We start from the raw sequence: 13,970 nt of genomic DNA, 5'->3' as shown, positions 1-13,970 counted from the left end.
CAGGCACGTCAGGCTGAGCGGGGTTCCGCTCCGCCACCGGGACCACGTCGCAGACCTATCTGGCACGTTCTCGATGAGGCAGGACCTATGACCAGCACCGACGTAAACGTGGCCCCCACCCCGGAATCAGGGCCAGCCGCCAAGCTGAGCATGCCGACGATGGCCATGATGGTCGTCGGGTCGATGGTCGGCGCCGGCGTCTTCTCACTGCCCCGCCGTTTCGCCCAGGAGACCGGGGTCGCCGGCGCGCTCATCGCCTGGGTGGTGGCCGGGGCCGGCATGCTGATGCTGGCCTTCGTCTTCCAGACCCTCGCCGTGCGCAAGCCCGAACTGGACGCCGGTGTCTACGCCTACGCCAAGGCCGGTTTCGGCGAGTACCTCGGATTCTTCTCGGCCTTCGGCTACTGGGCCAGTGCCTGCGTCGGCAATGTGACGTACTGGGTGCTCATCATGTCGACCGTCGGCGCCATCGCGCCATCGCTGGGCGACGGCGACACCGTGCTGGCCATCGTGCTCTCCTCGGTCGGGCTCTGGGCGTTCTTCCTCTTCATCCGGCGGGGGGTGAAGGAGGCCGCTGCCATCAACCGGATCGTCACCATCGCCAAGCTGGTGCCGATCATCGTCTTCATCATCATCGCGCTCTTCTACCTGGACCCGCACGTCTTCGCCCAGAACTTCCGCGGGGCCGACTACGCCGGCTCGCTCTTCAGCCAGGTCCGGGGAACCATGCTGGCCACCGTCTTCGTCTTCCTCGGCGTGGAGGGGGCCAGCGTCTACTCCCGGCACGCCAAGCAGCGGGCCGACGTCGGCCGGGCCACGGTGCTCGGCTTCCTCAGCGTCTTCTCGATCTTCGCGTCGGTCACCATCGTCTCCTACGGGCTGCTGCCGATGAGCGAGATCGCCAAGCTGCGCCAGCCGTCGATGGCCGGTGTATTGGAGTCAGCCGTCGGCACCTGGGGGAAGGTCTTCGTCAGCGTCGGCCTGATCATCTCGGTTCTCGGGGCCTATCTGGCCTGGACGCTGATGGCGGCCGAGGTGCTCTATGTCGCGGCCAAGGACGATGACATGCCCAAGTTCCTGCGTCGGTCGAGCGCCGCCGACGTGCCCGTGCCGGCCCTGATCATGACGACGCTGCTCAGCCAGTGCTTCCTGATCATCACCTATTTCTCAGACGACGCCTTCAACTTCGCCCTCGACCTGACCAGCGCCCTCTCGCTGATTCCGTTCCTGCTGGCCGCGGCCTACGCGCTGAAGCTCGTACTGACCCGCGAGACCTACAGCGACGTGGTCGCGGTACCGGTCGGCGGCGCAGGCCCGCCACCGGCTGGAGCGGGCGGCGCAGGCGCGCCACCGGAGGACGATTCGAGCGCACCCCCGGGTGCAGCCGGCTATCAACGCGACCTTATCGTCGGGCTATTGGCCACCTTTTACACGGCATTCCTGCTCTACGCAGCTGGACTCAAGTTCGTCCTGGTGTCGTTCATCATCTACGCACCGGCCACCGTGCTCTTTGTGATGGCCCGTCGCGAGCAGGGCCGAACGCTCTTCTCCAGTCGCGAACTGCTCATCTTCGCCGTATCGATCATCGGTGCGATCGTCGGCATCGTCGCCCTGGCGGCGGGCTGGATCGACGTCTGAGTAATCGAACTCATCCATCTCGAACCCACTTCTGCAGAGGACTTCCCATGACAAGTAGTGACACGCTTCCGTCGGCTTCTTACGGCGTCCACTCCGAGGTCGGCCGGCTGCGCAAGGTGCTGGTCTGCGCGCCGGGACTGGCCCACCGGCGCCTCACCCCGACCAACGCCGACGATCTGCTCTTCGACGACGTCATGTGGGTGGAGAACGCCCAGCGCGACCACGCCGATTTCGTCAACAAGCTCACCACCCGCGGCGTCGAGGTGGTCGAGCTACACGACCTGCTAGCCGCCACCGTCGCCGACACCGCGGCCCGGGACTGGCTGCTGGATCGCAAGATCACCCCTAACGAAGTCGGGCTCGGGCTGGTCGATGACACCCGCGCCTACCTGGAGACACTGACGCCGCGTCAGTTGGCCGAGTTCCTCATCGGCGGCCTGTCGACGGCCGACCTGCCGGATGACTTCCGCAAGGACTACCTATCGCTGGCCCGCGAATCGACCGGGGTGCGCGAGTACCTGATGCCGCCGCTGCCGAACACGCTCTACACCCGGGACACCACCTGCTGGCTCTACGGCGGCGTGACCCTGAACCCGCTCTACTGGCCGGCCCGCCACGACGAGACGCTGCTGATGAAGGCGATCTACCAGTTCCACCCGGACTTCGTCGGCTCGACGGTCTGGTGGGGCGACCCGGAGAAGGAGTGGGGGCAGGCCACCTTCGAGGGCGGCGACATCATGCCCGTCGGCAACGGCGTGGTCCTGATGGGGATGAGCGAGCGCACCTCCCGGCAGGCCGTCACCCAGGTCGCCAACGCCCTCTTCGAGCAGGGCGGCGCCGAGCGGGTGGTGGTCGCCGGGATGCCGAAGCTGCGCGCGGCCATGCACCTGGACACGGTCTTCACCTTTGCCGATAAGGATATTGTCACCCTATATCCGAACATCATGGATGCGGTTCACACCTTCACGCTGCGCCCCGGGGGTGACTCCGGGGGCGTGCACGTCACCGACGAGGGATCGGCAAAGTTCACCGACGTCGTCGCCAAGTCGCTCGGGTTGACGTCGCTGAACGTGCTGGAGACCGGCGGCGACGTATACGCCTCCGAGCGGCAGCAGTGGGATAGCGGCAACAACGCGGTCGCCCTCGAGCCGGGTGTGGTCTTCACCTACGACCGGAACACCGTGACGAACACCCTGCTGCGCAAGGCGGGCGTCGAAGTCATCACCATCGTCGGTGCCGAACTCGGACGTGGACGCGGCGGTGGCCACTGCATGACCTGCCCGATCATCCGCGAACCTGTTACGTTCTGATTCCACCGCCTGATGCCACTTCGGTATCGGGTACCACCGTGGAGACGAGCTGATCTGTAGATGCCAATCGGATGGCAGCCGATCGTGGCCGAACGGGCCGCGATCGGCCGCGGCGCTCGCCGACGAGTCAAGCGATCGGCGCTTGGGCCGTGGTCCCCGGCGACTCGCCGGGAGGATGCGCTGGGCGTCATCCGGGCTCAGGATGCGACTCGCCTGCAGTCGTTGATCCCGATCCGTCATGCCCGGATGGCAGTCTCGCCCTGGACGTTCTACCGCGGGGCCGCCGGGGTGATGGCCGCCGATCTGGCGGCCACGCCGCACAGCGGGCTAGAGGTCCAGCTCTGCGGTGATGCGCATGTGCTGAACTTCGGCCTCTGGGCTACGCCCGAGCGCAACCTGCTCTTCGATCTGCGTGACTTCGACGAGACGCTGCCCGGCCCGTTCGAGTGGGATGTGAAGCGACTGGCCGCCAGCATCGTGGTGCTGGCCCGGGACAACGAACTCCCGGCGACGACGGCCAACGAGGCCGTGCAGGCCACCCTCCGGGCCTACCAGCGGGCGATCGCGCGGTACGCCACCGCGCCCGAGCTGGCCGTCTGGTACGACCGGGTCGACGTCGGCGACCTCCTCGGCTTCTTCGAGGTGGAGGATCGAGCCCGCCTCGACGCGTTCATCCAGAAGCAGGCGAACCGGCGTACCAGCACCGGGGCCTTCGACAAGCTCACCGAGCTGACCGACGGCTCCCGGCGCATCGTGGAGAGCCCCCCGTTCCGCGTCGCCATCGACGATGCCGTGCACCTGAAGACGGCGCGCGAGGTCATCGACTCCTACCGCGGCTCGCTACAGCCGCATCTCTGGCATCTGCTCAACCGGTTCTCCTACGTCGATGTGGTCCGCCAGATCGTCGGCGTGGGAAGCGTCGGCATGCAGGTGTATCTGGTGCTGCTGGACGGGCGCGGCGGCAGTGACGATCCGCTCTTCCTGCAGCTCAAACAGGCCGGTCCGTCGGTCTATGAGCGGTACCTCAAGCGCAGTGACACGACCAACCATGGGCAGCGGGTCGTCAACGGAAAGCGGCAGCTACAGACGGCCACCGACATCTTCGCCGGCTGGGCGACCGCTCGTGGGTTCGACTTCTACGTCCGCCAGTTCCGCGACATGAAGGTGATCCCGGACAGCCACCGCATCGCCCCACGGCTCAGCCAGTTCGCCACGGCCTGCGGGGAGGTGCTGGCCCGGGCGCACGCCCGCTCCGGTGATGCGGTTGCAATCGCCTCCTACGTCGGCCGGGGGGATGCCTTCACCAAGGCGCTGCAGGGCTTCGCGGTCAGTTACGCCGACCAGAACGCGACTGATCATGTCCAGTTGCAGCGGGCCATCGCCGACGGACAACTGGAGAGCGCGCTTGTCTTCTGAGTCCGCTCCGGCCGACCCACCCGGCACCACGGCAGAGTCACTCGGCGGTGACGCCGGGGGCGGGAGGGTTCGCCCCCGATGGCGGACGGTGCTCGGCGCCATCGTCAAGTACCTGATCTACATCCTCTTTCTGGTGCTCTTCACCCAGTTCGTCCGCCGCGTTGACTGGCATCAGGTCGCGGACGCGATCGGACAGCTGACCATCTGGGAAGTGCTGGTGCTGCTGGTGCTGGTCGCGCTTCGTCAGGTCTGCAACGCGACACCGCTGGCGCTTTTGATTCCCGGACTGGGTATCAAGCGCGCGCTCTCCAACGACATGTCGGGCTTCATGGTGTCGGTGGTGGCGCCGAACCCGGCCGATGTCTTCCTGCGCCAGCGCATGCTCGCCTCCTGGGAGATCGACACCTCGGTCGGCATCGCCGGAATCATCGTCAACTCGCTCTTCTACTACGTGGCCCGGTTCAGCGCACCGATCATCGGGCTGCTGCTCTACATCTCCTTCTACGACAACAGCGGGGCCTACACCGCCGCCGCCGTCTCCGGCGTGGTGGTGGTCGCCGTCCTGCTGGTGGGTCTGGTCATCGCGGCAAAGGGAGAGCGCATCGCGCACGCCGCCGGAGCCCGGGCCGGACGGCTGGCCCGTCGCGCCGGAGCCGACAAGATCGACCCGCAGGCCTGGGGCAGCAGCTTCGCCGACTTCCAGCGGGCGGCGTCGAATCGCATCGTCAGGGCCAGCACACCATCAGCGGCAGCGCTGATCCTCCAGCTCACCACAGACGCCACGATCCTGGCGGTGAGCATCCGCTCGGTCGGCATCACCAGCTCGGAACTGAGCCTGGTGGCCATCTTCGCCGCCTTCTTCTGCGTCTACCCGATCACGGCGCTCCCACTGGTCGGGCTCGGTGTTCTCGACGCCGCCCTGATCGCGCTGCTGGCCGACCACGACCCGGGCGACACGTCTCGCCTGGTCGCGGCACTGGTGGTCTTCCGGGTGATGACACTGCTCGTCCCGCTCGGGCTCGGAGCGGTGGCGCTGCTGCACTGGCGAGCGAGCAGCGTCATCGCGCCGGTGAGCACCGACCAACCCTGCACCGACCAACCCAGCACCGACCAACCGGGTGCCGAGGGATCTGGCACCGATCAATCTGGGCCGGTAGTCGAATAGTCACCCGTAGAGAATGAGTCGAAGCGCCGGACATCGCGGGAGTCTTTTTCTGTGACGACCTCGGAGTCAAGCGAACCGACCTCACCCGCTGAACCCGGCCGGCCCTCAGAACCAGCCCAGCCGGCCGACCCGCACCGGCCCGGCGACCGGCACCCGGGCAACCGCAGCTACCTCCTCGTCGTCTTCGGTGCGCTGATCGCACTGGTCGGCGGGCTGATCGGCGGCCTGGTCGTCCACCTGGCCGGCGACAACTCCACGACGGCACTCGCGCAGAGCGCGGAATCCACCGGATGCCCGGCAGTCACGATCGCTGACGCCGTGCTGCCGACGGTCGTCACCCTGTCCGTGCGCACCAGTTCCGGATCGGGGAGTGGAAGCGGCGAGATCATCCGCGACGACGGCTACATCCTGACCAACGACCACGTCATCTCGGCCGCGGCGAACTCGGGAGTCATCGATGTCCTCTTCAGCAGTGGGCACACCGAGCGGGCCACCCTGATCGGGCGCTCGATCGCGCTTGACCTCGCGGTCATCAAGGTGGACGCGGACGAGAGCCTGCCGACGATAGCCCAGGGCGACTCGAACGAACTGCAGGTCGGTCAGCCGGTGGTGGCCCTCGGCGCCCCGTTGGGTCTGGACGGCAGCGTCACCGCCGGCATCGTCAGTGCGCTTGGTCGGGACGTGTCCGTTCCGGCCGATCAGGGGCAGACGGCTGTGCTGGCCGGGGCGATCCAGACCGACGCGGCGATCAACCCGGGCAACTCCGGCGGCGCTCTGGTCGACTGCGCGGGGCACCTGGTCGGCGTCAACACGGCCATCGCCACCGTCCCGGGCGGATCCGGTCAGGGTGACAGCTCCGGAAGCGTCGGCATCGGTTTCGCCATCCCGGTCAACCTAGCCATCCTGGTGGCCGACCAGTTGATCAGCGGCGGCCAGTTCAATCCGCCGGTGATGGGGATCTCGACGGCACCGATCCCCGACGCGGTGGCTGAACGGTTCGGCGTCACGGACGGGCTCTTCGTGCAGGCGGTGACGCCCGGCGGGCCGGCTGAGAAGGCCGGGCTGAAAGTCGGCGACATCATCACGAGTGTCAACGGTCGGGCCACCACCAGCGCGAACAGCATCTTCCTCGCGCTGGTGAAGGCCAAGCCGGGCGACCAGATCCCGGTCGAATATCAGCGCGACGGTACGAAGGCCAGCACCACCGTCACCGTCACCGCCAGACCCTAGTCACCAGATCGGTAACCATCAGTAGCCCAGCGAAGGTGCAGACGTGAGCGGTACCAACAGCTTCGCGGTGGACGACGCGGTCGTCCTCTTCATCACGCTGGTCGCGCTCTACAGTCCGGCGGCGGCGCTCTCCTCCTACTTGCCGATCATCGCCCGGTTCAGCGCGAAGGATCAACTGCGCCTAGCGATAGCGCTCTTCGTCAACGTGCTGGTGATCGCCTTCGTCGCGATCTGGATCGGTGAGTTACTGCTGGAGAAGGTGCTCGGGCTCTCCACCGATTCGCTGGTCGTCACTGGTGGCATTGCCCTTATTTTTGAGGGCATTCACCTGATGACCGGACCCGAGGAACAGTTCATCGCGAAGGAGCCGGAGGAGGTTCAGGCGGATCCGGAGACCGGCGGCTGGCGATCAGTCGCCTTCATGCCGATCACGTTCCCGTTGACGATCGGCGGCACCACCTTCGGAATCCTGGTCGCCTTCCGGGCCGACGTCGGCAGTGTCCATGGCGCAATCGGGCTGAGCGTGGCGGCGGCCCTCTATGCGCTGGTCACCGGGGTAACGATTTACGCGGCCGGACACGTGGCCCGCCGGTCGTCGCAGAAGATGCAGATCGTCCTCGGCCGGCTGGCCGGAATCCTGCTCACCGCAATCGCGGTGACCCTGCTGATCAGTGGCGGCACCCGGATGGTGCACAGCGTGCTTCAGTCGCTGGGCAACTAGCCGCCGGCTTCGCTGGAACGCGGTTGCGCGGCGGCGATTCCGTTGAGGTGGCGAGCTTTGTGCGGGTAATACGCGATCTAGAGCCCGAAACCGGCAACCCTGAACACAAGGCGGGCAGACGACCGCGCCGCCGCCCGGTTCTGCGGTCACGCGGCGAACTTGACCCACAGCGGCCAGCCGGCAGGGAGTGGCCCCCAGGCCGGATCAGGAGCCCACCCCGCCGGCGGAACCCAGCCGGCCGGCGGGTGAGGCCAATTGGGCGGCGGGTTGAAGCGATACTCCCGGCGCACCGTTCGCCCGAGTCCCCAATTAGAGGGACTGGCAAGTATCCCGCAGAAGTCGGCGAAGAACCCGGTCGCGAGGGCGAAGCCCAAGGCCAGGACAGAGCCCACAACGTGATGCCACCGGAATTGCTCCAGGGGCAGCACGGCGACGACGGCGATCCACAGCACAGTCCCCAGCAGGTAGCGGGCCAGTCTGGAGGGAGCCTCGCGACTGCCGCGAAACCGCGCGCAGGCTGTGCGGGCGTAGAGCAACTCGGGACGGAGCGTTGCGACGAGCACCAGAGCGGCGAAGGTGAGTCCGAACTCGACCGTGGACCAGCCAGTTGCGTCACCAGGACGCAGATCACCCCAGAAGGCGCCGCCGAAACTGAGGGCGAGCACCAGGACGGCGAGGCCCAGGCAGCGTCGCGCCGGCCGGTGGCCCGGCGCCGGCGCGACCTGGACTCGATTGCCGTTCATCGGCGAATCGTACAGAACGCTTTTGCCGCGCCGGCGTCGTATCGGAGACTGCTTAGCGGCCGCCTCGACTACTCACCGCGGCCTTGTGTGGGTAGTTGCCGATTCTGGCGCCAGAATCGGCAACTACCAGCACAAGGCTGGAGTTGACCAGCGCTCGGCCGGGCTACCCGACCAGGGCGCGGGTGTTGCAGCCCTCGACGTGGTCGTCGACCACGCCGACCGCCTGCAGGTAGGAGTAGACGATCGTCGAGCCGACGAACTTGAAGCCGCGCTTCTTCAGATCCTTGCTCAGCCGATCCGACAACTCCGTGGTGGCCGGCAGCGCGACCCCAGAGGGCGGCGCGTTGACGATCGGCCGCCCGTCGACCCACCCCCAGAGATAGGTCGCGAAGCTACCGAACTCGGCCCGTACCGCTAGGAAGGCTTCGGCGTTCGTGACCAGTGAGGCGACCTTGCCCCGGTGTCGGATGATCCCCGGGTCGAGCAGCAGCGAATCCAGCCGATCCGCGTCGTACCCCGCGACCACGGTCGGCTCGAAGTCGTCGAGGACCTCGCGGTACCGGGCCCGCTTGTTCAGTACGGTGGACCAGGAGAGACCGGCCTGCGCCCCTTCGAGGGTCAGGAATTCGAAGAGGTAGCGCTCGTCCCGCGACGGAACACCCCACTCTTCGTCGTGATAGGCCCGCATCAGGTCAGACCCCTCCGCCCACGCGCAGCGCTTCAGCTTGGCCGTCATGCCCGGAACGCTAGCCGAGCACTACGACACGCCCCCACAGACGACACCAACGCCGCCGGAACCCCTTCCCGTTCGCCCTCGGGTTGGCTAGGTTTGAGTTGGCCCGATGTGAGCCAGCTAACAGCCAGTTAACAGAGCGCACAACAGTGGAGGCATAGATGAAGATCTCGGACATTTTGCGCTACAAGGGCTCCAACGTGGTGACGATCGCGCCCAGCGCGGACGTCCGGACGCTGCTGAGCGAACTGGCCGAGCACAACGTCGGCGCGCTGCTGGTGAGCCTCGACAGCCGGGTCATCGGTGTCGTCTCCGAACGAGACCTCGTCCGCAAGCTGAACAGTCTGCAGGGCGACCTGCTGCAGGCCAAGGTCGAGGACATCATGACCACCAATGTCATCAGCTGCAGCAGCGACGACGCGCTCGATGAGGTGGCCCAGACCATGACCGATCGACGCATCCGCCATATGCCGGTGATCGATGACGGCGCGCTGGTCGGCATCGTCACCATCGGCGACGTGGTGCTGAACCGCAGCCGTGAACTCGAGCAGCAGCGCCGCGATCTCGAGCAGTACATCACCGGCTAGGAGCGACAGCTGTCCACAGCCCATCCGGCTGTCCACAGGCACCGAAATTCCGGCGCCGCTGCCCGTATACCGGCCTTAGAGTCACTGCATGGTTCCCACTAACCACCTGGTCACCTTCACGCTGACTGCGTTCGCGCTCATCGCCGTCCCCGGGCCGAGCGTGCTCTTCGTCATCAGCCGGGCCCTGGTCATCGGCCGCACGGGCGCGCTAATCACGGTGCTCGGAAATGCGCTGGGCGTCTACGTGCAGGTGGTTGCGGTGGCCTTCGGGGTCGGCGCCATCGTTGAACGCTCCATCGCCGTCTTCACGATCATCAAACTCGCCGGCGCCGGGTACCTGATCTACCTCGGTGTGCAGGCGCTGCGTCACCGCCGCGCACTGAGCGCCGTCTTTGACAACCGTCCGGCACCGCAGAGCCGGCTGCGGGTGCTCCGCGAGGGGTTCACCGTCGGCTTGGCCAACCCCAAATCGGTGGTCTTCTTCGCCGCTGTCCTCCCCCAGTTCGTCGACCGACCCGCCGGGCACGTCCCGGTGCAGCTATTGATCCTCGGGGCCATCTTCTTTCTGGTCGCACTCCTTTCCGACAGCCTCTGGGCCGTGGTGGCCGGATCGGCGCGGAATTGGTTCGCCCGCTCCCCGGGGCGGCTGGCTACTCTCGGTGGCACCGGAGGCCTACTTATGGTGGGTATCGGCGCCCGGTTGGCCTTCAGCGGCCGGAATGACTAAGCAGATGAGACCCAGCTCACATTTGACCTTAGGTGGCCTAGGCAACTCGGAGCGTAGCGAAAATCGGCATTTCGCCGACCAGGCAAGCTAATTCAGCACTCTTAGGCATGCCGGTTCACCGAAAATGGTTTCCTCGGCCACTAATCTGAACCGAAATTGCCATTTGTTTCATCTTTCAACTAATTTATTTGGGTCGCACGTCGATAACCACGATGTGCGACGACTCCTTCAGAAACGAACCGCCGATGGCGGAAGCCTGCGCCTGTGGCTGCTCTCCCTAGTCATGGTCCCGATCATTGGCGTGGGGCTCGCGGCTGCCTCGGTAATCGTCGCGCACTCCTCGACTGTGCAGTCGGACAAGAAGGTCGAGAGCCTCATCGAGGGAACAGTCGAGCTCGACCACGTCCGCACCGGTCTGCAGGCCGAGCTTCTCCCCGCGATGATCAACTCGATCCTCTCCAACCAGGACATCCTCCGGCAGTTCAACCTCAACGCCGCGCAGGTTGCCCTCTTCGCCGGCAACCCGAACGACGTCGTCGCGCTGCGCAAGACCACCGATGACGCGCTGGCCAAGGTGGCCTCGCGCTCGGACCTCGGCAGCATCGGCAAGCAGTTCCAATCCCGGCTGAAGTCGTTGCGCGCAACCATCGATCAGCGCACCCAGCCGCAGACCACCTTCACCGAGGCGATGACCGCCGTCTACGACCTCGCCGCCGTACAGAACAGCCAGACCGCGCTGGCCATGCACTACGGCCTCGACCCGGCAACCACCAAGGCTCTGAAGGACCTGGACCTGGTCAGCCGCGCCGTCCAGTTCGGTGGGCAGCTGGCCGCTTACTTCGCCACCGCCCAGTTCCCGGGCGCGGTCGCCCCGGCGGCCACCGCGCAGCTGAGCTGGGTACAGAGCTGGGGCAGTTCCCGCTCAGGCTCGGAGTCAGTGACCTCGCAGGCCTCACCGGAGATCGCCGCCGCCTGGCAGAAGACGATGAACGAGCCCATCCCGAAGGAACTCAACGATATCTTCGATTCAACGGTCACGTCAGCCAAGCCACTGGGTCTACCCACCACGATCAAGGTCGTGATGAACGACCCGCAGCGGGTGAAGGCGCTCTCCACCATTCAGGACATCACCGCGAACAAGGTGCTCGCCTCGGCCAAGAAACAGCAGAGCGCGGCGACCCGCACCCTGATCATGGTCATCCTGCTCTGCCTGCTCGTCGTCGCCATCAGCCTGCTCGCCGCCCGGCGCGCCCAGCGGGCGCTCACCGGGCCGCTGCATCGACTCGCCTACCAGGCCGACAAGGTCAGCCAGGGCGAACTCATCGACGTCGCGGTCAGCGGCCCGCGAGAAGTACGCACTGTGGCCCGCGGACTGGCGGCCTCCGTGAACAGTCTCCGGATGATCGAGTCCCAGGCCTCCGCCGTCGCCGACGGGGACCTCGGCGATTTGGAGAGCAGCGTTGTCTCCCAACCCGTCCCGGGCCCCCTCGGCGCCCTCATGCACGCCTCGGTCGAGCGCATCGTCAGCGCGCTGCGCGACCGGGAGCGCGCCCAGGAGGCGCTGGCTCATCGCGCCGCCCACGACCCGCTGACCGAACTGCCCAACCGCGCCCGCGCGCTGGCCCAGATCGACAGTGCCCTGCACCGCGCTCAGCGCACCGGCTCGATGACCGCTGTCATGTTCGTCGACCTCGATCACTTCAAGGCGGTCAACGACACCTTCGGGCACGCCGCCGGTGACACCGTACTGCGCACAATGGCCCGCAGAATGCAGCACATCATGCGTACCGGCGACACCGTGGCCCGCCTCGGCGGTGACGAGTTCGTCATCCTGCTCGAGGCAATCGAGGACGAGGGTGCCTGTTTCCACCTCGCCGAACGGGTCGTCGAAGCGGCGTCACTGCCGATCGAGATCGACGGCCGCGAGGTGCGCGTCGGCGCCAGCGTCGGCGTCTCGCTCTGCCGCGAAGGGCAGCACGTCGACGCGAGCCGGCTGCTGCGCGAGGCCGACGCCGCCGTTTACCGGGCCAAGAGCGCCGGTCGTGGGCGGATCGGCATCTACGACGATGACCTGCGCAGCGAGATCGCCGACCGCTTCGAACTGGAGCAGGCGATCGTCAACGCGCTCGAGAACGACGAGTTCGTCCTGTACTACCAGCCTGTGGTCGACCTCGTCAGCGGCACCGTGCACGGCATGGAGGCGTTGATCCGTTGGGACCGCCCCGGCTTCGGCATGGTCCCGCCGGACGAGTTCATCCCGATCGCCGAATACACGACGCTAATCAACGACATCGGCAAGTGGGTACTGAAGACGGCGACCACCCAGCTCGCCGAATGGACGGCGCTCGACCCCGATCTGGCCGCGCTCACCATGTCGGTGAACATCTCCGGTCGTCATCTCATCAGCCCGCAGTTGCCGGCCGAGGTCGCCGAGGCCCTGGCCCAGTCCGGAGTCGAACCGCGGCAGCTGGTCATCGAACTCACCGAAACGGTGCTGGTCGACAACATCATCGCCAAGAAGAACATGCACCAACTGCGGGAGCAGGGTGTGCTCATCGCAATCGACGACTTCGGCACCGGTTACACCTCGATCGGCCAGTTGCCGATGCTCCCGGTCGACATCCTCAAGATCGACCGCAGCTTCGTCATCTCGACCGAGCCGGGTAACCAGGATCTGATGCGCCTGATGGTCGCGGCGGCGCATGCCTTCGACCTCAGCGTGGTGGCCGAAGGAATCGAGTACGCCCACCAGGCCGACACCCTGCGCAATGCCAATGTCGAGATCGGCCAGGGCTACTTCTTCGCTCGACCGTGCTCAGCCGCGGACGTGCTCGGCTTCATCCGCGAGAGCGTGCATCGCGCGGACGCACCGCTGGCCGCCCTCAGCGACGCCGCGATCGACCAGGCCCGGATGACCGCACACGCAATGCGGACGGTCGTCGAGACTGCCCCGGCTACTGCTGAACTCGCGCCGCAGCCACCGCACTGAGTAGCGACTGCGCACAGAGCTCTCGCACCTGCTGACGGGTGAGCTCGGCCGAAGGTCGCGACTCGTCGAGCCAGTCCAGGCAGATCGCGATGGTGAAGGCGAGCCATCCGCGGACGGCCAGGCGCACCATGGCGCTGGGCTCGTCGGAGCCGCTTTCGGCGTCGTTCTGCAGCGCCTGCAGGATGCGCTCCTCCTGCACGCTCATCGCATCGCCGATGATCCGGCGGATCTCGCGGTCATTGGTCAGGGCGCCCTGATGCAGCATGCGATAGGCCAGCCGATGCTCCTGCACGTAAGCCAGGTAGACGTCCAGCCCGTGGTAGAGCTGCTCGGTGACCGTCTGCTTGGGCTCGGTCTCGATGAGCTCGAGCATCTGGGTGCACTCGTCGCTGACCACGGCCGCCACGAAGTCACGCTTGGTCGGAAAGTAGTGATACAGCAGGCCACGTGAGACCCCGGCCCGGTCGGCCACCATCTCCACCCAGACGTCGTCATACGGGCGAGTGGAGAGCAGCTCGACCCCGATCTGCACGAGCTGGCGGCGTCGCGCCGCCACGCTCATTCGGGTCCTGGTGGGCACGTCGAGATCTTACTTGACACCGAGTCAATAAGACCTCATGCTGCTATTAGATTCCGATTCAGTATCGCCGCGAGTTGGTCTCACCACGATTCGATCACCACGATTCGATCACCCACGATTCGATCACCACG

Annotated in this window: 12 protein-coding genes; 9 read left to right on the top strand and 3 right to left on the bottom strand. The window is 66.4% G+C overall.

Features of this window, described 5'->3' with window-relative positions:
- The first annotated feature begins 87 nt into the window (after positions 1 to 87).
- Genes CPH63_RS05095 through CPH63_RS05070 form a run of 6 tightly spaced genes read left to right on the top strand, consistent with a single transcriptional unit; the run spans position 88 to position 7,480 of the window.
- The gene (locus CPH63_RS05095) at positions 88 to 1,638 is read left to right on the top strand and encodes a basic amino acid/polyamine antiporter (RefSeq protein WP_096301858.1); all 1,551 of its coding nucleotides are present in this window, start codon (positions 88 to 90) and stop codon (positions 1,636 to 1,638) included.
- A gap of 47 nt (positions 1,639 to 1,685) precedes the next feature.
- Entirely contained in the window at positions 1,686 to 2,948 is a 1,263-nt protein-coding gene (locus CPH63_RS05090) for an arginine deiminase (protein ID WP_096301857.1), read from the top strand.
- A gap of 60 nt (positions 2,949 to 3,008) precedes the next feature.
- On the top strand, positions 3,009 to 4,364 hold the full coding sequence (locus CPH63_RS05085) for a DUF2252 domain-containing protein (RefSeq protein WP_096301856.1): 1,356 nt from the start codon (positions 3,009 to 3,011) through the stop codon (positions 4,362 to 4,364).
- Positions 4,354 to 5,529 carry a lysylphosphatidylglycerol synthase domain-containing protein gene (locus tag CPH63_RS05080; protein ID WP_157749288.1) on the top strand — a complete coding sequence of 392 codons (1,176 nt, stop codon included), beginning with the start codon at positions 4,354 to 4,356 and terminating at the stop codon, positions 5,527 to 5,529. The genes CPH63_RS05085 and CPH63_RS05080 overlap by 11 nt, the downstream gene beginning before the upstream one ends.
- A 51-nt stretch (positions 5,530 to 5,580) precedes the next feature.
- Entirely contained in the window at positions 5,581 to 6,759 is a 1,179-nt protein-coding gene (locus CPH63_RS05075; RefSeq protein ID WP_096301854.1) for a S1C family serine protease, read from the top strand.
- A 43-nt stretch (positions 6,760 to 6,802) separates the two neighbouring features.
- Positions 6,803 to 7,480: a MarC family protein gene (locus CPH63_RS05070; protein WP_096301853.1), complete on the top strand. Its 678-nt coding sequence runs from the start codon at positions 6,803 to 6,805 to the stop codon at positions 7,478 to 7,480.
- Between the two features lie 146 nt (positions 7,481 to 7,626).
- On the opposite strand, the gene CPH63_RS05065 is transcribed toward CPH63_RS05070, so the two are convergent.
- Positions 7,627 to 8,223, bottom strand: coding sequence for a hypothetical protein (locus tag CPH63_RS05065; RefSeq protein ID WP_096301852.1), 597 nt, complete (start codon positions 8,221 to 8,223; stop codon positions 7,627 to 7,629).
- A 163-nt stretch (positions 8,224 to 8,386) separates the two neighbouring features.
- Positions 8,387 to 8,959, bottom strand: a complete 573-nt coding sequence (locus CPH63_RS05060) for a DNA-3-methyladenine glycosylase I (RefSeq protein WP_096301851.1) — start codon at positions 8,957 to 8,959, stop codon at positions 8,387 to 8,389.
- A 158-nt stretch (positions 8,960 to 9,117) separates the two neighbouring features.
- On the opposite strand from CPH63_RS05060, the gene CPH63_RS05055 reads away from it, so the two are divergent.
- From CPH63_RS05055 to CPH63_RS05045, 3 genes are all read left to right on the top strand, one after another.
- Positions 9,118 to 9,543 carry a CBS domain-containing protein gene (locus tag CPH63_RS05055; protein ID WP_096301850.1) on the top strand — a complete coding sequence of 142 codons (426 nt, stop codon included), beginning with the start codon at positions 9,118 to 9,120 and terminating at the stop codon, positions 9,541 to 9,543.
- Between the two features lie 88 nt (positions 9,544 to 9,631).
- Complete coding sequence (locus CPH63_RS05050; protein ID WP_096301849.1) at positions 9,632 to 10,270, top strand: LysE family translocator; 639 nt, start codon at positions 9,632 to 9,634, stop codon at positions 10,268 to 10,270.
- A gap of 301 nt (positions 10,271 to 10,571) precedes the next feature.
- A complete protein-coding gene (locus CPH63_RS05045) occupies positions 10,572 to 13,259 on the top strand; it encodes an EAL domain-containing protein (RefSeq protein ID WP_206745646.1) in 2,688 nt (895 codons plus the stop codon).
- Here CPH63_RS05045 and CPH63_RS05040 read toward each other — a convergent pair.
- Entirely contained in the window at positions 13,225 to 13,839 is a 615-nt protein-coding gene (locus CPH63_RS05040) for a TetR/AcrR family transcriptional regulator (RefSeq protein ID WP_241895818.1), read from the bottom strand. The two genes, CPH63_RS05045 and CPH63_RS05040, sit on opposite strands and share 35 nt — an antisense overlap.
- Positions 13,840 to 13,970 lie beyond the last annotated feature (131 nt).

Source organism: Jatrophihabitans sp. GAS493, assembly GCF_900230215.1.
Lineage (GTDB): Bacteria > Actinomycetota > Actinomycetes > Mycobacteriales > Jatrophihabitantaceae > MT45.
This window is presented reverse-complemented; position numbering and strand designations above follow the sequence as displayed.